At 57.1% G+C, this 20,998-nt stretch carries 15 protein-coding genes and 8 pseudogenes; 16 read left to right on the top strand and 7 right to left on the bottom strand.

The features are described from left to right. Window positions 1-34 precede the first annotated feature (34 nt). Window positions 35-894, bottom strand: a pseudogene (locus tag CIT31_RS36175) (DUF6615 family protein). Window positions 895-1,001: 107 nt separating this feature from the next. After that, a complete protein-coding gene (locus tag CIT31_RS27870) occupies window positions 1,002-1,385 on the bottom strand; it encodes a hypothetical protein (RefSeq protein WP_091597881.1) in 384 nt (127 codons plus the stop codon). A gap of 340 nt (window positions 1,386-1,725) precedes the next feature. Here CIT31_RS27870 and CIT31_RS27875 point away from each other — a divergent pair, with 340 nt between their 5' ends. Continuing rightward, the gene (locus CIT31_RS27875) at window positions 1,726-2,097 is read left to right on the top strand and encodes a hypothetical protein (RefSeq protein ID WP_127220022.1); all 372 of its coding nucleotides are present in this window, start codon (window positions 1,726-1,728) and stop codon (window positions 2,095-2,097) included. A 202-nt stretch (window positions 2,098-2,299) separates the two neighbouring features. Here CIT31_RS27875 and CIT31_RS27880 read toward each other — a convergent pair. The 3 genes and pseudogenes from CIT31_RS27880 to CIT31_RS27890 form a co-directional block, all read right to left on the bottom strand. Then, window positions 2,300-2,639: pseudogene (locus CIT31_RS27880) on the bottom strand (Arm DNA-binding domain-containing protein); the annotation flags it as partial. A 301-nt stretch (window positions 2,640-2,940) separates the two neighbouring features. Continuing rightward, the gene (locus CIT31_RS27885; protein ID WP_029354749.1) at window positions 2,941-3,384 is read right to left on the bottom strand and encodes a hypothetical protein; all 444 of its coding nucleotides are present in this window, start codon (window positions 3,382-3,384) and stop codon (window positions 2,941-2,943) included. Between the two features lie 4 nt (window positions 3,385-3,388). Beyond that, a complete protein-coding gene (locus CIT31_RS27890; RefSeq protein WP_095521227.1) occupies window positions 3,389-4,525 on the bottom strand; it encodes an ImmA/IrrE family metallo-endopeptidase in 1,137 nt (378 codons plus the stop codon). On the opposite strand from CIT31_RS27890, the gene CIT31_RS27895 reads away from it, so the two are divergent. Next, on the top strand, window positions 4,519-5,019 hold the full coding sequence (locus CIT31_RS27895) for a hypothetical protein (protein WP_029354753.1): 501 nt from the start codon (window positions 4,519-4,521) through the stop codon (window positions 5,017-5,019). The two genes, CIT31_RS27890 and CIT31_RS27895, sit on opposite strands and share 7 nt — an antisense overlap. Before the next feature lie 485 nt (window positions 5,020-5,504). Here the strand turns inward: CIT31_RS27895 and CIT31_RS27900 are convergent. After that, window positions 5,505-5,717: pseudogene (locus CIT31_RS27900) on the bottom strand (twin-arginine translocation signal domain-containing protein); the annotation flags it as partial. 218 nt (window positions 5,718-5,935) lie between these two features. Here CIT31_RS27900 and CIT31_RS27905 point away from each other — a divergent pair. From CIT31_RS27905 to CIT31_RS27935, 6 genes and pseudogenes are all read left to right on the top strand, one after another. Continuing rightward, window positions 5,936-6,217: pseudogene (locus tag CIT31_RS27905) on the top strand (DDE-type integrase/transposase/recombinase); the annotation flags it as partial. A gap of 225 nt (window positions 6,218-6,442) precedes the next feature. After that, a pseudogene (locus CIT31_RS36180) lies at window positions 6,443-6,802 on the top strand (M48 metallopeptidase family protein); the annotation flags it as partial. A 217-nt stretch (window positions 6,803-7,019) separates the two neighbouring features. After that, window positions 7,020-7,660 (top strand): annotated as a pseudogene (locus CIT31_RS27915) (restriction endonuclease); the annotation flags it as partial. A gap of 93 nt (window positions 7,661-7,753) precedes the next feature. Next, window positions 7,754-8,484 (top strand): annotated as a pseudogene (locus CIT31_RS35445) (IS110 family RNA-guided transposase); the annotation flags it as partial. Between the two features lie 224 nt (window positions 8,485-8,708). Next, window positions 8,709-8,979, top strand: a pseudogene (locus CIT31_RS27930) (transposase); the annotation flags it as partial. Between the two features lie 485 nt (window positions 8,980-9,464). Next, window positions 9,465-10,682, top strand: coding sequence for a D-arabinono-1,4-lactone oxidase (locus CIT31_RS27935; protein ID WP_164747223.1), 1,218 nt, complete (start codon window positions 9,465-9,467; stop codon window positions 10,680-10,682). Here CIT31_RS27935 and CIT31_RS27940 read toward each other — a convergent pair. Beyond that, a complete protein-coding gene (locus tag CIT31_RS27940) occupies window positions 10,679-11,506 on the bottom strand; it encodes a MurR/RpiR family transcriptional regulator (RefSeq protein WP_029354755.1) in 828 nt (275 codons plus the stop codon). The two genes, CIT31_RS27935 and CIT31_RS27940, sit on opposite strands and share 4 nt — an antisense overlap. Before the next feature lie 290 nt (window positions 11,507-11,796). Between CIT31_RS27940 and CIT31_RS27945 the strand changes: the two genes are divergently transcribed. The 8 genes from CIT31_RS27945 (at window position 11,797) to CIT31_RS27980 (ending at window position 20,997) form a co-directional block, all read left to right on the top strand. Continuing rightward, window positions 11,797-12,741 (top strand): N-acetylglucosamine kinase, encoded by a 945-nt coding sequence (locus CIT31_RS27945; RefSeq protein WP_095521231.1) that lies wholly within the window; start codon window positions 11,797-11,799, stop codon window positions 12,739-12,741. Then, window positions 12,738-13,751, top strand: coding sequence for an SIS domain-containing protein (locus CIT31_RS27950; RefSeq protein ID WP_095521232.1), 1,014 nt, complete (start codon window positions 12,738-12,740; stop codon window positions 13,749-13,751). The genes CIT31_RS27945 and CIT31_RS27950 overlap by 4 nt, the downstream gene beginning before the upstream one ends. A gap of 377 nt (window positions 13,752-14,128) precedes the next feature. Continuing rightward, window positions 14,129-15,007, top strand: coding sequence for a carbohydrate ABC transporter permease (locus tag CIT31_RS27955; RefSeq protein WP_095521233.1), 879 nt, complete (start codon window positions 14,129-14,131; stop codon window positions 15,005-15,007). An 85-nt stretch (window positions 15,008-15,092) separates the two neighbouring features. Continuing rightward, a complete protein-coding gene (locus tag CIT31_RS27960) occupies window positions 15,093-15,926 on the top strand; it encodes a carbohydrate ABC transporter permease (RefSeq protein ID WP_165778578.1) in 834 nt (277 codons plus the stop codon). 16 nt (window positions 15,927-15,942) lie between these two features. After that, on the top strand, window positions 15,943-17,244 hold the full coding sequence (locus CIT31_RS27965) for an ABC transporter substrate-binding protein (protein WP_095521235.1): 1,302 nt from the start codon (window positions 15,943-15,945) through the stop codon (window positions 17,242-17,244). A 79-nt stretch (window positions 17,245-17,323) separates the two neighbouring features. Further along, window positions 17,324-18,802, top strand: coding sequence for a sulfatase family protein (locus tag CIT31_RS27970; protein ID WP_095521236.1), 1,479 nt, complete (start codon window positions 17,324-17,326; stop codon window positions 18,800-18,802). Between the two features lie 149 nt (window positions 18,803-18,951). Next, window positions 18,952-19,776: a MurR/RpiR family transcriptional regulator gene (locus CIT31_RS27975; protein WP_051695325.1), complete on the top strand. Its 825-nt coding sequence runs from the start codon at window positions 18,952-18,954 to the stop codon at window positions 19,774-19,776. A 72-nt stretch (window positions 19,777-19,848) separates the two neighbouring features. Then, complete coding sequence (locus CIT31_RS27980; RefSeq protein ID WP_095521237.1) at window positions 19,849-20,997, top strand: ABC transporter ATP-binding protein; 1,149 nt, start codon at window positions 19,849-19,851, stop codon at window positions 20,995-20,997. Window position 20,998 lies beyond the last annotated feature (1 nt).

The following is a 20,998-nucleotide window of genomic DNA, read 5'->3' on the forward strand; positions in this document are numbered from 1 at the left end:
AGCCAGCCAATCCCTATTAATGGCGAGCCCCAGCTCAGCCTCGCTGTGAGGGCACGTCGCTGATGACAGGCGTACGGGAGTCTCCGGTGCGACCGGAGATGAACGTAACTAACGGGTAATCGAGCTGCCGGTCGATACGTACCGCCGGACCGTCCTGCAAGGTCCGACCAATCCCATCAGCTGTCATGAGCTCATGAGGTTCAGATAGCCGGCGGAAGGTTTCGTCCCCGTACCTTTCGCGAGGCCTGGCAGGGGCGCTACGAACATATCGCTCTCTCAGGAAGGCAGAGACCGTATCAGGTGTCGGAACCGTCTCGCTCCGAACCGTGCTCCGAGGACAAAGTAGTGCCTCGAGGCAAAAGAAATGAGGCCGCAGATGGACAGACGCTTGTTAAGCGCTCCCGTTTTCGGCGTCCCACTGGCACCAGCGAGCTTCGCCTCCAGTTCGGCGGCGATGTCGCTCGCAAAGGCTAGGTTCGCCCCGCTGACAGAGGGGACCAGCCCCCTGAAGTTAGGGTCCATCGTCACACTCGCATGATTGTAGAAGAGGTAAAGTGGGACCCACGGCGGGGGCGTGTCCCGCAGGGTGCGGAATTGATAGTCATGCTTGGGCGAGGGCCTATGCAGCAGCTCGCTGTAGGAGCGGTTCTTGTTTTGGACCACGGCGGCGTTTAGGCGCTTGGCTTGGATCCGCACCCAAAGGTCGCGACCCTCAGACACGTTCCAGAACCGCAGATCAAGATCACCCCCGGTGTCCTTTTCGATCGGGTAGGAGATGACGAGCTCTGGACCGGCGAACGCGGCCAGCGCGCCCGTGAGGATGTCGGTCATGATTTCTTCCCGGAACCTACCGCGCTTGAGGTTGGTCTCGCGGTCGAGCAGTCCCCCGATCACAAGAGGTAGCCGTGTTGCCAGGTCGCAAAGTGTTGCCAACGTTGTAATCCTACGATGACTATTGCCGCTCCGCGAATTCCATAATCACCTACACTCAGCGCAGGGAGTTAGCGTGTGGTTTCAAGCGAGCGGTAATGAACGGGGTCGTGGTTCCGCACGGCATCTAGGATCAGCGTGACGATCGCCTGCGCCTCGCTCATGTCTGGCAAGCGCGAATGACGGCCTATCCGAGCTACAGGCTTCGGCATGGCGCGCTCATGCGCAGCGGCGAGAAGTGCCTCACCTTGCACCTTCCATTTCACTTGCCAGCGACGGACCGCCGCCTCTGGACTCGCCGCATCCCAGTCCGTGCGCTGCCGAACGATGCGCGTCATGGCTGTGGTATACTTCAGGCCAGGCGTCTTCACCATGAGATCTGCAACCATGGTCAGGAAGACTGTATCGTTCTTGCCTGTGCCGCGAGGGCGGCCGCGGGAACGCTCGTCAGTCATCGGGGCGTCCTTTCCGAAGATGACGATGATGCCTTAGGATAAGTAATTCGACAGCCTGATCCTACTGAGAAGAATTGGCATTTCGACCTTTTTAGCGTCGGAAATTCACGTCACGAAGTCCATCAACGAGGATAATTCGATTTGGATGGATTTTTCCTCGCTCCGTGACTATCGCAGGGGATCTGCCCTGCGGCCGGGGGTTCCATCAATACGGTCGGGCTCAAGATCGCGCGGCAGAAACGGCTGTGGGGATACGGTCAGGAGTGAGCGAGATGAAACTACCCCTGTAATGACGTATGGAAGGGCCGACACCCTCGAAGAGCGGCTTGGGCTGACGCCCATGGTCAGCCAGCGTATCGCGGCGATCATCATCTTCGCCGCCGCCATCGAACATCACCTGGAGCGGGCACTGTGGAAGCTCGAGGGCGCCAATCCAACGGGCATTCGACCCGAGACCGACGCGAAGATGATCTCTGATTTGATCGGATGCTTGAAACATTCGCCTCAACCCTGCCAGCAGGAGAGGAGCGCACCCCTGCTTGAGACATGGTGCAATGCAGCCCGTCTCGCGTTTGCGATCAGGAATGACATCGCTCATGGCGTGCCCACCAATTTGGGAGACACGCTGACATTCATGAACAATCCTCGCTGGCATGGCGAGAAGCGAAAGAGACCAGTCAGCGACTATTGGGCCGGACGATCACTCTCTTGATCTCGTTCGTCACGTCTTCGCCGTTCTTCTGCGCGTCATTGTTGGCGTTTCGGCAGAGAAAGTGACGTTGGCCGGCCTTACTAAACCGTCTTTGCTACGTGCCTTGCGCGACTCGAATTCGATTCTGAGCGAAATGGCCTGTAAAGACTACAATCCGACCTTCGAGAAATACTAAATCGGCAGCGGGGCTTCATACCGCTTGCAGGTTAAGCCCCGCGTTCAGATCGGCGATATATCGCGCACACAGCTCTTTGATGGTGATTGCTTTGTAGTCGAGTTCACGCTCGTCGGCAGGATTGTCGCCTTGAGCGACACGGCCGAACTGGACCTTCGCTTCCGGTCGTGCCGTCTCGGGCGTCCAATCCCGTGGAGGCCGATGGTGTAGCGAGGCGAGCGGCCGGCTGCCCTGTATTGATGACATAGCTGCGTTTGCCGGATGCGAACACACGAAGGCCGAAACCGAGCAGCTCCTCATCCCAGATGACGTAGTCCTTTTCGCGGACCTGGGCGGCGTCGACAACCCTTTTGGTGATCTTAGTCATGACGTTCTCTCCAACCAGCACCGATCTCTCGCGTAAGCAACCACGTAAGCACGAGGGCGGAAGTCGGAGCGCAGTTTCGGATTCGAGCGTCGCTCGGCATTTCAAGTTGCCTAAAAGTTTCTAAGAGATAGGGTGCGCCAAAGAAATCAGGGGTCCATTCTGGACACATAGGTTACGGTTTATACCGGAGACATGGTGAAGTGCACCCATCTCTCGGGAAGGGCACAGTCGCTTAGATGGGTTTTCGAGCAAAGCTGCCACTTGGTCCCACACCAAGTTCCCGCACAGCGCCAAAATGCTGCTAGAAGCTGGTGACTTCCATGAAAGGGACTTTCAGGGCGGCACAGAGGCTTCTCATCGACGAGGAGTGGAGTCCGTTGTCGCCGGATACCAAATGGCATGGCGGCTTAGCGCCATTTTGCGCACAATGGACGAGAGCTATGAAGGGGACCTTTTCGTTTGCGGCCGCGTTTAACCGATGCCCTGAGGTCATAAAGATTTCGTTGAGTGCGCAAGCGGCCACGTATACGTCGGAATCGAGTTCGACAATTTCGATGTCCGACTCCGATATCTCATCGGCCAAGCTCTTGTCGAAGATACGAACCTGGTCGAAAACCTCTTTGGGTACCGCAATGCGTTCGACTTTCGCTCGTTGGAACAGAGCGGCTTTCAGGTTTCCGCCAGCTTCGCTAAAATAGAGGCATGCCTCTAGATCAAGCACAAAGTTGATGCCGCTATAGGCCATGCTGTTATGGCCCCAGCCGGTTAACACCAATGGCGGCGATCTGCTTTATCGTACTTGGCTTCAGATTGGTGAGCCGGTACGCATCGAACTGAGAGATTGCCTTCCTGTCGACCGCGGCGGTGAGCATGTTAGGCAGAAGATATCCGAACCTGGCAATCTGCGAGCTAATTCCACCGCCCCCGCTGTTTTCCTCACCTTCGTCTTCTTCTTCGATCATGGGGACTTCAGACGGCAGGGTCGCAGACCACGCAGCGTAAAAGCCTTTGCTCAAGCCCAAATCAGAGACGCGTAAGGCGCTCGCCTGCTTACTGGCGCCAAATCGTCTGGAAAGGAGATCAACGACGGCCCTAGCACCCCTTCCCGCGACGCTTTTATAGGCTTGGGAAAATTCCTCCGCAGGCATCATGACCGAGGCAGTCACCGAGTTGCAGAATCTTTCAACCTGGTTGTTGAGAATGGCGGGGTCTGAAACTCCCGTTTTGCCAAGGAGCACATGCACCACTTCATGCATCAGTGTGAACAGCTTGGTAGCGGGCCGCTGCCCGGTTGTATTCACGAAGATGATGGGAAAGTCACCGGTAGGAGAGTAACAAAACCCACGGAACGGGTCCGCTACCCTATCGCAGAGCACGATGATGCCTTTCCGCTCTAGCGATACACGCGTCTCCCTGAACGTTAGGGTAGGATTCACCGATCCATCGACGCGCTGGACGGGGACATAGAGCGATTTCAATAGCTTTCGCGCGGTCGACTGCTGATGGATGGTCACGCTATTTGTATTGGCGAACCTGGCGCAGTCTTCGAACGCTCGGTCCGCCAGGTAGGCGGCGATAGAACGAGCACGCGCGATTCGCGTTAGTCCTGCCGATGTAAGAACCGCTGGCCTATTATTGGCGGCGCGAAAATCAGGCATATTGGCGTCGATTTCTACGTCTTTGGCGAACAGGAACTGGACCGGTACAGCCAGAGCGGAGGCAAGTGAAAACGCCACTCGCTTGCTGACGTCGGTTGGGGTTGTTTCCATTTCAGTCAAGAAATCTGGTCGGATATTCGCCTCAATCGCGACCGCTTCAATTGACAATCGTCGCGCGCGGCGGATGCTTTCCACTGCCGAAGGTCGGGGGGTAAGTTTCAATGGCATCTCAGTCGCTCGCAACAGAGTGTTTTCGTCTGAATGAGTTTTCCGGACTGCTTCAACTAGCGTTCGGATTGAATTTGGCGCTGTCGATTTTTAGAGAGCTGGCAATCGTTCCTCGAGGACCGCTTGCACGCCAGATCGCGGCAATCGAAACGTTAATCGGAACAAGAAAGGTGAGAAACCCCTCATCAGCCGGCAGCCTTCGGGCACGTTTGGAATCGGCAAAGCGAGAGATCGTCATCAATGACGATAGTTTGGCCACTTGGGTAACATGCTGCGCGGCCGTCACATCCTTGTTCGGGCTAGCGGCCCTGTATTGGTCGTTCTACGCTGCCGTGGACCAGTCTTGCATGGGCGAGCAGCTCGCTCTCTTTACGACCATTGTGCATTTCGTTCCCCTCCCATTGGCTATTCTAATCCTCTACGCCAGAGCCCATTTTGTCTATAAAGACGTTTGGCAAAAGTGCAATTTGCTTAAGCAAGATGCACTCGCATAACAATTGGCTGCTCTAACACAGCGTCTCGCAAGGCGATCGGCCAAGGAAGCTTGCGAACCGCCCGACATCGCGGACGTAGTTGCGCTGCGCCTCCTGGCTGAACCGGCGCATGGTCATGTCGTCAATCAACCATTGGCGCGGCGGGCTGATCGGTGCATCGAGAACAGGGTGGGGGTGGTCAGGCTTCTTGTTGACGAAGCCTGTGATGCTCTGCCCCGCCGAACGACGCTCAATGCGGGCGCGGCAACCGGATCGTGACCTCTACCTTACCACGCGCGTCCATCCCGCGCAGCGGGTTGTTCTCCGACCTATTGCGGTGATTGTCGCTGTTCGGCCACAGCTCCGGTTCTTCCACTTAGGTGATGATCACGTTTCGCAGGAGCTAGTGTCGTTACGACGCGCTTGAAGTTCCTTCACTAACGTTCCTCGCAATAACGCTAAGCGCCTGATCATATCCACGATCTTGATATAATCTTCGAGGACGTCGCCGGATCGAGACTGTCGGTTGCCCCAGCACCACTAAGGCCGCCCCTGGTGATACCGCCGCGGACAGGCCCCTGCGCGCGCGCAGCGCTGGCGAGGATCGAATTGGCGAACGTCGCTGAAACGCCGAGCGCCGTCGCACGGCCGAGAAATTCACGTCGGCTCAGGCGGCCCGCAGCGACGTAACGGCTAAGATATTCGAGTTCTTGCGACATGAAATGTTCCTCCTCCCATTCATTGTTTCGTGCTAATGTCAGCGCTTTATCAAGCTCAGCGGAAGCGAGCGGCCAAAGAATCTCTATTTAAATGGTAGTGGTCAAATACCGATTGTCGTCCCACATCATCTCGTTTCAAGATCGTTCACACGCAGGGCGGATCTGGTTCCGAGATGCGCGACAATCGATACTGACGAAATGACGTGTGATCGAACTACCTGATCGAAATTGTGGCCCGTGCTATCTGGCTACTTCCGCTCCAATCTGAGTCTGCGCGATGTCAGGGAAATGCTGCTCGATCGCGGGATTGTCGTTCCCCACGAGACCATCCTCCGATGGTGCCGATGCACTGCCTGATTATGCCCGCCGCATACGCCGAAGGCGCAAACGAAAACGATATCTGGCACCTCGATGAAGTCGTGGTGCGCATCAACGGTCAGAAATCCTGGGTGTGGAGAGCGGTTGATCAGGACGGATATGTGCTCGACGAGATCGTCCAACGCGCCGCAACGCTGCGAAGTCGGTAGCTTCGGCCGAGATAGAAGATACTTTCGTTGCACTGCGCCTGAGCTCAAACCACTCACCGTCAAATCGTAACGGCGCACGCGCTTGTCCACGATCTCCGAAGGCTGCTCTACATTTTCAGCGATGGTTCATGGACGAAGGGGCTGCATGGCTCCGATCACGATCGGCCGAGCTTGAACGACTAAGCGGGCAGACAATCATCTAAGGTGATTGTGAGGGACCTTGGATTCCGCTGGGGTTCGTGCGGCAAGCATAGGACACTCTACTTTAACTGGCGACTTCTACAGCTGCCGGTACAGGTTATCGACTACGTGGTGCTACACGAACAGGTTCACCTGCTGCATCACAACCACTCCAAGCAATTCTGGAAAGCGATGGACAGCGTGCTTCCAGACTGGCTTGTTCGTAAGCAAGAATTGGAACGCGATTGGGTAGGTTTGCGCGTTTCGCTTTGGCGACTCCGTCGGAGGCCCCCGCTGGCGAAGGGATTGCCTCCACGAGTAAGGTGTCGCGGCGATGAGTTGCCGCAGGTCAAGCTCAGCGAAGCCGATCGACAGTAATGCCCCCGACAGTCGGGGATATTCCCACGTGTCAGCGCTCGCCGCCTCAACTGCATTCCGTGTATTCGAAGGCTGAAAGCACGATGCCGATCCCTGACTACCAATCGCTCATGCTCCCGGTTCTTGAGGTCTCTTCGAAGGACGAAACCTCCGCCCACTAGCCGAGGCCGAGATTGCTGCACGGTTTGGTCTCACCGCTGAAGAGCGTGAGCAGCTGTTGCCGAGCGGCAAGCAGCACGTGCTACACAACCGTATCCACTGGGCGAAATTCTACATGAGCAAAGCGGGACTGCTCGCCTCTCCCGCACGAGGGCGGTTCGTTGCCACCGAAGCAGGTCTGTCATTGCTCACCAGCGGCCCTGACCGCATCGACGTGAAGCTGCTATTGAAACACCCAGAGTTTAGGAAGTTTTACAAGGGCAACGGCTCCGATGATAGTGCAGGGGAGACGCCATCCGACGTCGCGACGGAGGCGACGCCGGAAGAGCAGATCGAAAGTGCCTATCAGGCGGTACTAACCGCTTTGCGGGCAGACATTTTGGACAGGATAGGCCAAAACAGCCCGGCCTTCTTTGAGCGGCTCATTGTCGATCTACTTGTCGCCATGGGTTATGGCGGATCGCATAAGAACGCAGCCGCCCAGCTTGGGCGCTCGGGCGACGGCGGGGTTGATGGCGTAATCAACGAGGATCGGCTCGGTCTCGATCGGTGTATGTTCAAGCGAAGCGTTATGCTGTCGCAAACGCTATTGGGCGACCTGATGTTCAAGGATTCGTCGGCAGTCTGGTAGGGCTAGGAGCGACGAAGGGTGTTTTCGTGACCACCTCGACATTCAGCCCACATGCCCACGAATTCGTGAAGCACCTGTCTCAACGCGTCATTCTGCTCGATGGGCGCCAACTTGCCGACTTGATGTTCGAGCATGGCGTCGGAGTGTCCGTCGAGCCATTGAGCTACCGGACGCGCCTTTTGCTGACGCACCGGCGCAATCTGAAGGCCGAAGTTCCTCGACCTGGAGAACGCCATCCGCCACTCGCTGAAGTCGTTCGGCATCCGCCTTAGGCAAGGTCGGACGTGGCGCCTTCGAACGCGCGGTACGCCAGGCGGTGGCGGACAATCCGTTGTCGGCCGAGCTGATGGACGCCATGCTGACGGCGCGCGCGGCGCTGTGGCGACAGTACTGCCGGCTGCATGATCTCGTCGTGAGGATCGTCGCGCACAGCGAGCCGTGCCGGCGCTTCATGGCTATTCCCGACGTGGTCGGGTGACGGCGCTCTCCTTCATGACGGCGATCGACGATCCCACGCGCTTTCACCGCTCGCGCGACGTCGCCGCTTACTTCGGGCTGACGTCGCGGCGCTGGCAGTCCGGTTCAACGATCGACATTCAGGGACGGATCTCCAAGGCCGGCGACGCGGACGTGCGGCGCGCGCTCTACGAGGCGGCGTCAGGACTGATGACGCGCTTCAAGGGCAGGGACAAGGTCAAGAGCTGGGGCCGGGACATCGCCAAACGCTCCTGCCACCGCAAGGCCTGCGTTGCGGTGGCGCGCAAGCTGGCGGTGATCATACACGCCATGTGGAGCGATGGACGTTTACGTCGGCGATGCGGCCGCGAGCGAGGCCGATGCCACGCGGCGCGCCCATGTCAAGGACCGCAAGCTGCTGGGAGCGCATCGATGAGCGGTGCGGCGGCAGATAAAACGCATGGCGCCGGCGCGCTGACGGACCCCATCTGAGCAAGGAGATCCGCTCCGGCGGATGAGCACCGATGCAAACCAGGAACGACTGAACCACGTTATCCTGCCTGCCGCCGCGCCGACAATGAGACAGCCGGACCGCGCTCGATTTCGATGCTCCGTCCGTCCGATGGAAGAGTGCGTCACGACGGTTCGAGCGCTGCGTTCCTCCCCGGCGTCGGTCCGGTGACGGCGCTTTCGTTCATGAACGGCGATGGACGATCCCACGCGGTTCCGCCGCTCGCGCGACGTCGCGGCCTACTTCGGGCTGAGGTCGCGACGCCGGCAGTCGGGCACCTCGATCGACGTTCAGGGCCGCATCTCGAAGGCAGGCGACGTCGACGTGCGGCGCGCGCTCTATGAGGCGGCGTCTGATGATGCGCTTCAAGGGCAAGGACAAGGTCAAGAGCTGGGGCCAGGACTCGCCAAACGCTCCTGCACTGCAAGGCCGCCGGGCCAAGAGCCAGAACTGTCCAACAGGCTGATTGACGTGCACAAGACAGCATACGCGTCCTTCGGCGAAAGCCTCGCACGAAATACGTGGTGAGGCCCGACGCAACCGGCCGGTGCCAGTCGTCGGCTCTTGTGGGGTGAAGGCTCTGAAACGATAATTTTCCGTTCGCATCGACGGGAGAAGCGAGTGTGGACCACCAGCGGTCACCGCTGCCCCGCGCCAATGGTCGGTCTGCCGGGGCACCGAGTTATAATGGAGATAATCTTCTTTTGTATCTAGGTCGATGATGATATCCGTCATGCCTGCCAAAATGAGTCGGCGCTGGGCACAGCGTGACGACCCTATTCTGGCGGGCCGAGGCGGCTGCCCCAGCACCTAGCAGCGAGAAAACACACGCAAGGAGAACTCCATTGCCTTCTTCAGAGACCAGAGCGCAGACACTCGGCCCTAGCATGATTTGGCGGAACTGGGTGAGCAATCAGGTTTGTCGGGTGAAGCATTTCGAAATGCCAAGTTCGGACGATGACGTCTGCAGAACGATCAAGACAGCAGCTTCAACCAATCTGCGCGTCCGCGTAGTGGGTACGGGGCACTCTTATACGCCGATTGTCCCCACGGACGGAGTTCTAATCTCCGCGGAGCGTCTAACAGGGATCGAAAATATCGACCCAACCAACGGCAGCGTAACCCTCCGCGGCGGAACGCGGATTTGTGACGTTGGCCTTGAACTGCGTTCTGCTGGTTGGGCATTGCCCAACCAGGGCGATATCGATCTGCAGACGATGAGCGGGGCCGTATCGACGGGTACGCATGGCAGCGGCGATAGTTTGCAATGCTTAGCGGGCCCGATAATTGGAATGCGGATAGCGATGGGCGATGGATCCATCGCCAATTTCGATGCTTCGCAAGACATCGATGTCCTCAACGCTGCGAAAGTTTGTCTCGGAATGCTTGGCGTGGTGCTTTCCGTCACGATGAAGCTTGTTCCTGCTTTTGATCTTCATGACAAAATATGGCGTGAGGATTTTGAAGAATGCATGAATCATTTGGATCAGCTATGTCAGGAAAACCGGAGCCTCCGCGTGTTCTGGTGCCCGACCGAACACTCGGCATCGTTATACAGCCTGCCCGACACGTCTGGCATTGGTCGTACGCGCAGTAAAGCTGATGTCTGCGAAATCAGAACGCTGAACGTCACAACTCAGCCGTCAGCAGCTGTCGAAGCACAGGCCGGCGAGAGAATAGGGCCCAGCTATCGGATATTTCCGGGTTCAATTCCGATGCCGAACCATAACGAATGCGAATACTCGGTGCCCTACGAGGACGGTCCGGCGGTATTGCGTGAAATACGCAAGCTGATCCAGATGAAGCATCCGTCGCAGATATTCCCGGTTGAGTATAGAACCGTGGCGGCTGACGATATTTGGTTGAGTCCATACTTTGAGCGGAAGACCGCAATGATATCGGTGTCCGGCGCAGCAGGAGAGGACTACTGGGATTTCATCCGCGATTGCGAGACAATCTTTTCCTGGGTAAAAGGTCGTCCGCACTGGGGCAAACTTCACAGCCTGGGCCGGTCCGAGATCGAAGCCTTGTACCCAAGATACGGGGATTTTATTTCTCAAAGGGCTCGCTTCGACCCGGACGGTCGCTTCCTGAACGACTACCTGCGCGAACGTTTCGGCTAAAAGCTTTTATCTATGGTGGCTTCTGCGGTTCGCTGCATAGCCGCCTGGAACTTGCTGCCATCTTTAGCGATCATGTTGGCGAGGATGTCGATGATCAAATATTGTCCAGCGACCCTGGAGAAAGCTCCTCGCGTGATGGGCGTGTCTGTTGAGGATGCTCCCAGTACAGCGTCCGCGTTGGCAGCGATCGGACTGCGTATATGACAGGTGATTGCGATGGTAAATGCGCCAGCCGCCTTGGCCGCCATAAGTGAGTTGATTGTATCCTTGCTCGAGCCAGATTCCGAAATTGCCAGTGCGACTTGCTTCGGCCCGAGATTCACTGCACTCATGACGGCGAGATGTGGGTCGTCCAGCACGCGCGACACCAGTCCGAATCGAACAAACAAGTAATGCGCGTATCGGGCCACATTCGCAGAGCCGCCGAACCCGTACAGATCTATGCTTTTTGCTCGTATGATCTGTTTTGCCGCCAATTCGAGAGCGGCGTGGTTCAACAGGTCCTTTGTCTGCTTGAGCGCGGTGATGGCCGTCGACAACGTGTCGTCGATGACGTCACCAGACGGGCTGGCGTGTCTGATTGTCTGGTGAGTGGAGAGTTCGATCCCCAATGCCAGTTTGAAACGCTGGAAGCTCGAAAACTTGATGTCTCTACAGAACCTCAAGACGCTCGCTTCGCTCGATCCGGATCCGTCAGCAACCTCCGTGATAGTTTGGTTCACGACCTTCGCGGGATCGTTAAGGACGTACTCACTGATGCGAAGGAGCGCCGGACTGAGGCTGGGCTGAGACGAACGCAAGCGCGCCAAGATCTTTTCCTGCATTTACGATTCCCTTGATGTCGCCGAGCTCCAGCTCCCTAGGCTTGATTGACACGGGCAGTGAAAGCAATAGGAATTTTTCAGCAGATTGCCAAGCCGTGAACATTGTTTTCGTTAGAGCCCCCAGCCGCCTGCCAGCCTTTTTGCACGGCATTTGACCATCATCGCCGCGCGGGGAGAGAGTCGCGCATGATGAAAAAAACCATCTTCCGCAGACGAAAAAAAAGTGGTATTCCTTCAGCGAGAGACTGGGACCGCGGCCGCTGGGCGCGAATGCGAACAGAGATGACGAGATGGGTTCTATATCGATTGGTGTCGACATCGGAGGCACCAAAACGCATTTGAGAAGCTGCCTGGAACAGGGCATGGGCCGCGACTTGGTGGTGAGGACCAGTGAATGGCGTTGTGGAGCCTATGACCACGATATTCCTGGACTAATCGCGCTAATCAGCGGATTTGCGGATGGCGCCACTCCCAACGGCATCGCGATTGGCTCTCATGGATGTGATGCTGAGGCCGAGTGTGCCATCCTGCAAAAACCACTTTCTAATCATTTTGCCTGCCCGTTGAGGGTCGTCAACGATGCAGAGCTATTTCCCCTAGCCATGGGGCTTTCCAGCGGAATTGGTGTCGTCGCGGGAACTGGCTCAATCGCTGTTGCTCGGGACCAGAAAGGCAGGATGCATGTCGCAGGCGGTTGGGGCTGGGCAATCGGAGACGAAGGGAGCGCTCCCGGTTTAGTACGTGAGGCTGGTCGAGCAGTGCGACGGCACATTGACCTCGGAGGGGCAAGGTCAGAGCCGCTTGTCGAAGCGCTTTGTGAGGCATTTGGACTGAATAGCCCCACGAACATCGGCACCGCTATCGCGAAGGAAGGCGGTGCCTCGGCTCTGGGGCGACACGCACCCGTTATCTTCTACGCAGCCAATGAAGGCTCGTCGTTGGCTAAGCGCGTTATTGACGAGGGCGCAGCGGCCCTGACCCAATTAGTTCACCACCTGAAGTTGGCGGGCGTGTCCGACAAAGACGTGGTGGTAGGCGGAGGGGTCATCCTCGCCCAGCCACTTTTAGCCAATGCGTTCTCCCATCAAATTTCCGATCGTTTCGGGGCGACAGTGGCGGTCACCTTCCTCGACAAGCCGCCGGTCTTAGGCGCCTGCGTCTTGGCGCGGCAACTTTGCAGTGCCGGGGATGGCCCAGAGACCTCAATTGTCTCTCAACATATGGATATCCAATGATTTACAGGTCAACGATCGCCCGTCAACCCAATCAGTTTCGCCATACCTTGGAAGTGGTCGGAACGCAGCTTCGCGACCTTGATCTCGCGCCATTTGAAAAGGGGACTGTCGTCGTTACAGGAATAGGCGCGAGTTACGAGGCAGCGGGGGTAGTGGCCGGTGAGCTGCAACGCCGCGGCAGACGAGCAAATACTTGGCGCGCAGTCGATCTCATGGAGCCGGGGGACCCTGGCGACGCGATCATAGTCTTTTCTGTCGGAGGAAGAAGCATCGAGCCAATCGCTGCACTCACCATCCACAGCACGTTACCATCCCTCGCGATTACAAGCGGAGGCAACGACCCGCTGTCACGCACCGCTTCGGCAGCACTTCGCTTCGAGTCCGGTCCGGATTCACTGCCGTCGAGCACCGGCTACACAGGCTCGCTGCTGGCAGGCGGGCTGCTGATAGATGCGCTCTGCGGTGAAGACAGCTTCAATTGGAACGACATTCCTCTGATAGCAAGCGAGGTCTTGGAAACCTCTGCGAAAAAGATGGCACGCATTGGAGAAATGTTTCATGACCAGCGGGCGATCGATTGCGTTGGCGCGATATCGGCTTTGGGTACGGCGGGCGAGGCTTGTTTGCTCATTCGCGAGGCTGCGAGGGTGCCCACCGGCGTCGCAGACACGCTGCACTACTTGCACGGCCCGATGGAATCGATGGATCAGGCAACCGGGATTTTGATATTTGGTGACGGCCGCGAAGTGCGATTGGCGCAGGAATTGGCTGAAATCGGCTGTGCAGTTCTTCTGGTAACCGCAAGCGAGTCGCCTCAGGACGCCAAAAACCTAGCAGTTGTGAAGGTGCCATCTTTGCAGAACCGTGTGGGACGATCAATCGTGGACATCCTGCCCGCTCAGCTGCTAGCCGCAGAACTGTCCGACGCGGCCGGACTTACTGATGCCCAGTTTCGTTATAGCCAAAATGACACAAAGGTGACCGTGAATGAATCGGAGCCCCGGGTCTGAGCACGCGCGTCACGAGATGACACGTTCCGGGCATCCTTCTTGGCCCTGATCAAGACAGCAATGGCGAGCCAGTGGCAGTGATCCCGCTGTCTCGAGCCCGTTGACGGGCAAGAATGCGTCGTGCTTCGCCTGCCGATTGAATGCTGCGCAGCATTCTGTTTCCAAAGGCGTATGAAACTTGGAAAGGTAACCCTACAATAAAACTATACACCGTGGAATTGTCTCGGCACTTCATCACGTCGACGGCCGCGAATAGCTCACCACGGGGAACACTGCATCGTGACGCCCTCTGCTTACTGAAGCTCGCTTTAGCATTGCTGGCAGCAGCTTGGGGACCCATTCAGGGCGAGAATAAATAACTCCAGGACTAACGGACGATGGCATCTTCCCGGCCTAAAGTGTCTTCGGCGCTCATTACACCCGCGATCGGGTTCCTATGTCTCGCGACGCTCGTCCCGATTGCAGCTGTCGTTGCCCTCTCGTTCGGGGACTTCAACATAGCCTTCCCGGAAAAGACGCGCTTTATCGGGCTTTACAATTACGCGCGGTTCTTGTCCGACGGTCGGTTTATCAACGCCGCGCTGGTTACGTTCATTTTGGTCGTCGTCCCCGTCGTCCTCCAATTACTGTGTGGATTAGCGTTGGCAATAGCGCTTAAGGAAAAGCTCGTTGGCACACGGTGGATGCGAGCAGCTTTCCTGCTTCCGTCCGTAGTTCCGCCAGCGGTAGGCGGAATTGTGTGGAAGCTGTTCCTCATTCCTGGTGTCGGCGGCTTGTCTTATCTCGCAAGCTTGTTCGGTCACAATTTCGAAGCTGACTTACTTGGAAGCAAAACGTCAGCGCTGATCTCGGTGATCATCGTATCGATTTGGTTTGGCGTTCCCATCGTTGCTTTGCTGCTTCTCTCGTCTTTGGACTCGATCCCAGACGAGATTTATGAGGCGGCAAACCTCGACGGAGCAAGTTGGGCCCAGGCGCAATGGCATATTTCCATACCGCTTGTCTTACCTGCGATGGGAGCCGTCGCCGTGTTTCAAGCTTTAGAGGTCCTTGGGATTTTCCCCGTGATCTTCGTGTTGACAGGTGGCGGGCCGGCTGGGGCGACTGAACCCCTAAACTTCTACGCTTTTCTGACCGCATTTACATATCTCGATCTAGATTATTCCGCCGCAATTCTCGTGGCATTCACAACAACGATCGTCGGCGTGTGTTTTTGGTCTATTAGCCAAATCTCGGCCACTCGCGTTGGGAGGTAAGCCCATGCATCGATACTTTGGACGTCACATCTCCGAATATCATCCACTCGCCAAATCTCGGCCCCTCGCGTTGGGAGGTGAGCCCATGCGTCGGGACCTCGGACGTCGCATCTACGGATACCTTGTCTCCGCTGCCTTTGCGCTATTCCTGTTCTCGCCGATATTGTGGACCCTATCGACATCTCTCAAGCAGCCGACCGAGATGTTTCAATGGCCGCCCGTGATCGTGAGGGAGCCATCCGCTCAGCACTATACCGCGATAATCGCTGACAAGGACTTCTCTTCCGCGCTCATCAATTCAATTGTGGTCTCATGCAGCACCATCATATTGACCATGGCGCTTTCGATCCCGGCAGCCTTTGGCATCTCTCATTTGCAGAAAACTGCGATGCGAAGGCTATTGACGCTGGTGTTGGCACTCCGGGCGGCGCCAGCGATGATCTACATCATCCCCTACTTTCTCTTTTTTCGCCAAGTACACCTCGTCGACACGAAGATTGCGCTGATCATCGTCAACACAATGTTCGCGGTTCCGCTTGCGATATGGTATTTGTCGGCGTTTTTTGACCAAGTGCCGCGTGAAATTGAAGAAGCCGCGATGATAGACGGCGCGTCAACGCTGCAGACGATGACGCTCATCTCGATACCCATCGCCAAATCTGGTATCATTGCAACAGCAATACTGATATTTATTGGTTCGTGGAATGAGTTTCTTTTCGCGCTGACACTGACACGCGATGACGCGAAAACTGCCGCCGTCGCAATACTGAATTTCATCCCATTTGAGGGGACCGATTGGGGCAAGGCGGCAGCCGCATGCGTGCTTATGCTGGTCCCGATCGTGGTGTTCGTGCCGTTCGTAAAAAAAATACGTCGCCGGCCCAACAACGACCGGTTCCGTGAAAGGGTGAAACGCTAGCTCAAGGAGAAAAGCAATGAGATGTCTTGGAATTCTTGCTGTTGCATTAGGTGTTGCCGTCGGCGGCGGAGCGTCGGCTCAGCAGCGCTATGACGGCGTGAAAATAAAGGTCCTATCGACAAACTCGGCATACGATTTGGAGCTCAAAAAATTCCCGCACGAATTCACAGAGAAGACTGGCGCTGAAGTGCAGTTTGATCTCTTCGGTTATGCGCCGACCGTTCAAAAAGTGTCGGTCGAGCTCCTAACGCGTTCAGATAGTTACGACGTGGTATATTTAGGGAGCGAGGAGTTCGGGCGATACGCATCTGGCGATATCCTGGAGCCGCTCGATAATTACATAGACATGAAGAGTGCGGACGTACAGGATTTCATCGCTCCCGTGCTGCGCCTCTACAATAAGGACGGCAAACAGCTGGCATTTCCGCATTTCGCGGCGACACAGCTCCTGTATTATCGTGCCGACTTGTTCGAGAAAGCCGGAATCAAACAGCCACCGCAAACGTGGGAAGAGTTCCGTAATGATTGTGATCTGCTGAGAAAGGCAGACATTCAGTGCACGGCGCTACGGGGTCAACCGGATACTGGCGAGAATATATGGTTTTGGGGCCAGGTTCTTTATGGTTTTGGCGGTAAATATTTTGCGAACGAACCAGCGGATCTGACGCCCACGGTAAATTCGCCCGCTGCGGTGGAGGCGCTGAAATGGTACACGGATGTGATGACCAATTTCACTGTGCCTGGGAGCATCTCAGCAACCTTCGATGATGTTGTCATCGCGATGCAGCAGGGCCGCATTGCTATGACTGTCGAAGGCGCTCCCACCGCAGGTCGCATTCTCGATCCCAAGCTGTCGAAGGTCGTCGGCAAGCTTGGGTTTGCTTTGCCCCCTGGCGGCGTAAGTGGGAGGTTCCCGCCCTTTGCGGGACAGGCGTATGTCATTCCAGCTGCATCAGAAAACAAGGCAGCTGCAGCGGCCTTCCTTCAATGGGCGACGAGTAAAGATCTCATGAAGCGGATTTCGCTCGACAGCACCTTTGTCGCCATCACCAGGACATCGCTGTGGGACGATCCGGAAATCCGTGCGAAACATGACTATGATTATGGCCATGGATCGTTTGCGGCAACGTATGCAGAAACGCTTCGCGGGGCGCCCGAGTGGTATTATCCTCGCATTCCAGAATTCAAGGAGATCGGCGATCGCCTTGGCCGTGCCCTGCAAGAAGCGGTTGTCAGGAGCAAGAGCCCAGAGGCTGCCTTGGACGATGCTCAAGGTGATGCGGTCGAAATCGTGAAGCGCGCTGGATACCTGAAATAGCCGTTACACGTCGCCACCGGCGCGGTTTTGCGCGCCGGTGCGCGCGCGAACTGAACCTTCATAGCGCGTGGGATGAGAGTTGAGGAACTTTAGTATAGTCTGGATTTGCAGCGATCAGCAGCGTTGGGACACCTTGCAGTGCCTAGGGTTCAAAGGCACGCAGACTCCCAATATTGACCGCCTGGCGGCGAGGGGCACGGCATTCGCCCGTGCGTATTGTCAAAGCCCTATCTGCACGCCGAGCCGAACGAGCTTTCTGACAGGCTTGTATCCGATCGCACACCAAGTGCATCAGAACGGCGCCGGCACATTTCCTTCGCATCTCGTTTTGCTCCCAAAACTGATGGCGAACGCCGGATACTATACAGGGCACATAGGAAAGCTGCACCTGTCTGCCACACGTGGCATGATAGAAAAGCGCCCCGATGATGGATTTGCCGAGTTCTACTGGAGCCCTGAGCCATTTCCGGAGTGGTCAGGCAACCACGACTATCATGCGTGGATGTGGTCAAAAGGGGTCAATCCCGAAGCCTACTTCAAACCCTATCTTGACCAACACTATGGTCCGGGACCAGCCGCAGAATATCGGCAGGCGCGTTGGGCAGGCGATCGGGCTGAGCGCTTCATCAAGATGCATTCTGATCGTAGTTGGTATTTAGGCGTTAACATCGACGCGCCTCATCCGCCCCTCAATCCCCCGCCAGACTACCTCAGGCGGTTCAATCCAAATGATATGCCTGATCCTGCGTTCAAGCCGATTGATCTCGAGCACCAGAAGAAATTTGAACGAGTCGATCAGCAAGCGAAATTCGCGGTGGATCCTTGGCACGCAGCAACAGACGCGGGTGAGGCGCACAACGACGAATTGGCAGGACCTACGCATGAAGCGCCACCAACGAAGTTCAATATTTGGGAGATGAGAGCGGCCTATCACGCCGAGGTGGCACAGGTGGACGATCTGGTCGGCCGGATAATAGACACTTTGACGGAAACCGGCCAGCTGGATCGCACGATCATCGTCTTCATGAGCGATCATGGTGATATGATGGGCGACCACGGCCTGCTCTACAAAGGCTGCCGGTTCTATGAGGGTGTGGTGCATGTCCCACTTGTGATTTCCGTGCCTGGCAGCCCAGCCCAAGGATCGGTGTCGAATGCACTTGTCGAACTGGTCGATATTGCGCCCACATTGCTCTCGTTATCGGGGCTTGAGGTCCCAAAGGCCATGCAGGGGCTGTCACTCGACCAGATGCTGCTTGGGAACACTTCATTGGATTGCCATAAGCCATACGTTGTCAGTGAGTATCACAACTCCCTCAGGTTCCGCGGCAGCCGAGGGTCTCGCGCATCGATGTACTATGATGGACGTCACAAACTAAATGTATATCACGATGTTGGAATAGGAGAGCTGTTCGATCATAAAGAGGACCCCAATGAGCATTATGACGTATGGGATAGCCACCATCACAGGGGGTTGAAATACGACCTATTAGGCCGCAGCTTTTCCGCAATGATGCTTAGAAGTGGATCCGGCCCGGAGAGAATTGAGGACTATTGACCTTGGCGGACCGACGCCAGGAAGGTCGCGAGCGAGGCATTGTTCTCGCGACCTTGGGGCCGCCCTCGGTCGATTGTCCAGAAATTGTTCGATAATTTATGGTATCTCGCTGCTCTTTCCTTCATTCATAAGGGGTGAGGATTGTGGAAATGAGCGTCAACTCACCTGCAATGAAAGCGGCATCGCACGAGAGCATCTTGGCTCGCCTGCAGGACGACATTGATCGATTGCCCAATGCGCTCGCTCGCATTGCCAAATACATTCTGGAAAACCCGGAAAAGGTGCTGCACCAATCGGTCGCGGAGCTAGGTGAATTCGCGGCCAGTGGTGAAGCGAGCATATTGCGGCTTTGCCGGCAGATAGGCTTTTCCGGCTTCCGCGACTTCAAGCTGGCATTGGCGGCCGAGATTGGCCGCCCGGGACTGCCTCCTACTGCTGCTGGAACTGCGGATAGCGCTCTGCAATCCTTGCACGACACCATGGCGCAAAACCTCAGCATCGCACACAACAATGCCGATTCCGAAACTCTCGCGAAGGTCGCCGCCGCGCTTGCGGCAAGCAGACGGATCGACCTCTACGGCGCCGGAATGTCCGGTATAACGGCAGAACTGCTTGCCTATCGGCTTTTGCGTGTCGGGCTAACGGCCTTTGCGTTCAGGAATTCCAACATGGCTCACGAAGTCGCCAGCGGGCTTAGTCCCGGATGCGTTGCGATCGGCCTTTCGATCTCCGGCCTCACGGTTGACACCGTCCAGTTCCTCAAGGGCGCCCGTTCTGCGGGGGCACTGACCGTCGCCATCACCAACCGCGCCCGCAGCCCGCTCGAGAAAGCGGCTGACTTCACCCTGCAGGCCTCCGGCCTTCAAGACCACCCGATCGGCGGCACCCTAACATCGACGATCGGCAAGATCTTTGTGATCGAAAGCCTCATGCTGGCGCTCGGAAAGGCGATGGATAAACCGGTTGCCAAATGAAATTAAACTCCATATTGTCACGAAAATGAAATAAAGCACCGATAGAAAACGCCCACCGAAAGGGAACTCGGAATGGCAGCGTTAGACCTTCACATCGACGACATCGGCAAGCGGTTTGGCGCGATTGATGTCCTGCGCGGCATCTGTCTAAGGGTTGCTGCGGGGGAGTTTGTGACACTGCTGGGGCCGTCCGGGTGTGGTAAATCAACGCTTCTTCGGATCATCGCGGGGCTGGAGCGTGCCGACCAGGGCCATGTGCGTGCAGGAGGCAGGGGGCTGGACGCGGTGGCGCCGAAGGACCGCGACCTAGCCTTCGTGTTCCAGAGCTACGCCCTTTATCCGCATCTGAGCGTGCACGACAACATTGCAGCCCCGCTGGTCATGCGTGAGCTAAGCAGCTTGGAACGGCTTCCTGTGATTGGCGCGCTGCTGCCCGGAGCCATCCAACGCAAACGCTCGATCCAGGAGCGGGTCCGGCAGACATCAGGGCTTCTCAAGCTCGACGCGCTGCTCGAGCGTCGACCGTCGGCGCTGTCGGGCGGGCAGCGCCAGCGCGTGGCTTTGGGACGCGCCATGGTGCGCAAGCCGAAGATCTTCCTGATGGACGAACCCTTGGCAAACTTGGACGCAGCGCTGCGCATCCATACGCGTGGCGAGATCGCACGGCTTCACAAGGAAATGGAAACGACGACTATCTTCGTTACCCATGACCAGGCCGAGGCGGCAGCGCTTTCAGACCGCGTCGCAGTCATCTTTGGCGGCGAACTCCGTCAGGTCGCAGCCCCTGCCGATCTCTATCGCGAACCCGTCGATCTAGACGTAGCGCGCTTCCTGGCGCAGCCATTCCTGAACGAGCTGGCAGTGGCCGCACCTATAGGCGGCGGGCTCATGATCGGCGGCAGCAGGATCATCATTCGCGACGCGCTCGGATCCGGGCTGGCCGGAACGCTGGCCTTCCGCCCCGAGCATGCGACCCTGGCTGAGAAGGATCATCCAGGAGCCCTGCCGGTTCGCGTCACGCGCATTGAGCACGCAGGGATCGACGCTCACGTCTTTGTCGATGCCGAGGCCGGCGCTCAGTTCGTCGCCCGCATTTCCGCCGAGCGCGCGCGATCACTGCGTGACGGCGACAATCTGGGACTGACCATCGACGCTGAAAGGGCATGGTTCTTTCCTTCCAACGGCTCGCGCCAGCGTGGCGATCACAGCGGGACAGTCTGAC

The organism is Mesorhizobium wenxiniae (assembly GCF_002284535.1).
Classification (GTDB): domain Bacteria; phylum Pseudomonadota; class Alphaproteobacteria; order Rhizobiales; family Rhizobiaceae; genus Mesorhizobium; species Mesorhizobium wenxiniae.

Coding starts and splice junctions, on each gene's coding strand:
- CIT31_RS27870 (WP_091597881.1), bottom strand. CDS start 1,385: ATGACTGACGAGCGTTCCCGCGGCCGCCCTCGCGGCACAGGCAAGAAC.
- CIT31_RS27875 (WP_127220022.1), top strand. CDS start 1,726: ATGGTCAGCCAGCGTATCGCGGCGATCATCATCTTCGCCGCCGCCATC.
- CIT31_RS27885 (WP_029354749.1), bottom strand. CDS start 3,384: ATGGCCTATAGCGGCATCAACTTTGTGCTTGATCTAGAGGCATGCCTC.
- CIT31_RS27895 (WP_029354753.1), top strand. CDS start 4,519: ATGGCATCTCAGTCGCTCGCAACAGAGTGTTTTCGTCTGAATGAGTTT.
- CIT31_RS27890 (WP_095521227.1), bottom strand. CDS start 4,525: ATGCCATTGAAACTTACCCCCCGACCTTCGGCAGTGGAAAGCATCCGC.
- CIT31_RS27940 (WP_029354755.1), bottom strand. CDS start 11,506: ATGCAGGAAAAGATCTTGGCGCGCTTGCGTTCGTCTCAGCCCAGCCTC.
- CIT31_RS27945 (WP_095521231.1), top strand. CDS start 11,797: ATGGGTTCTATATCGATTGGTGTCGACATCGGAGGCACCAAAACGCAT.
- CIT31_RS27950 (WP_095521232.1), top strand. CDS start 12,738: ATGATTTACAGGTCAACGATCGCCCGTCAACCCAATCAGTTTCGCCAT.
- CIT31_RS27955 (WP_095521233.1), top strand. CDS start 14,129: ATGGCATCTTCCCGGCCTAAAGTGTCTTCGGCGCTCATTACACCCGCG.
- CIT31_RS27960 (WP_165778578.1), top strand. CDS start 15,093: ATGCGTCGGGACCTCGGACGTCGCATCTACGGATACCTTGTCTCCGCT.
- CIT31_RS27965 (WP_095521235.1), top strand. CDS start 15,943: ATGAGATGTCTTGGAATTCTTGCTGTTGCATTAGGTGTTGCCGTCGGC.
- CIT31_RS27975 (WP_051695325.1), top strand. CDS start 18,952: ATGAGCGTCAACTCACCTGCAATGAAAGCGGCATCGCACGAGAGCATC.
- CIT31_RS27980 (WP_095521237.1), top strand. CDS start 19,849: ATGGCAGCGTTAGACCTTCACATCGACGACATCGGCAAGCGGTTTGGC.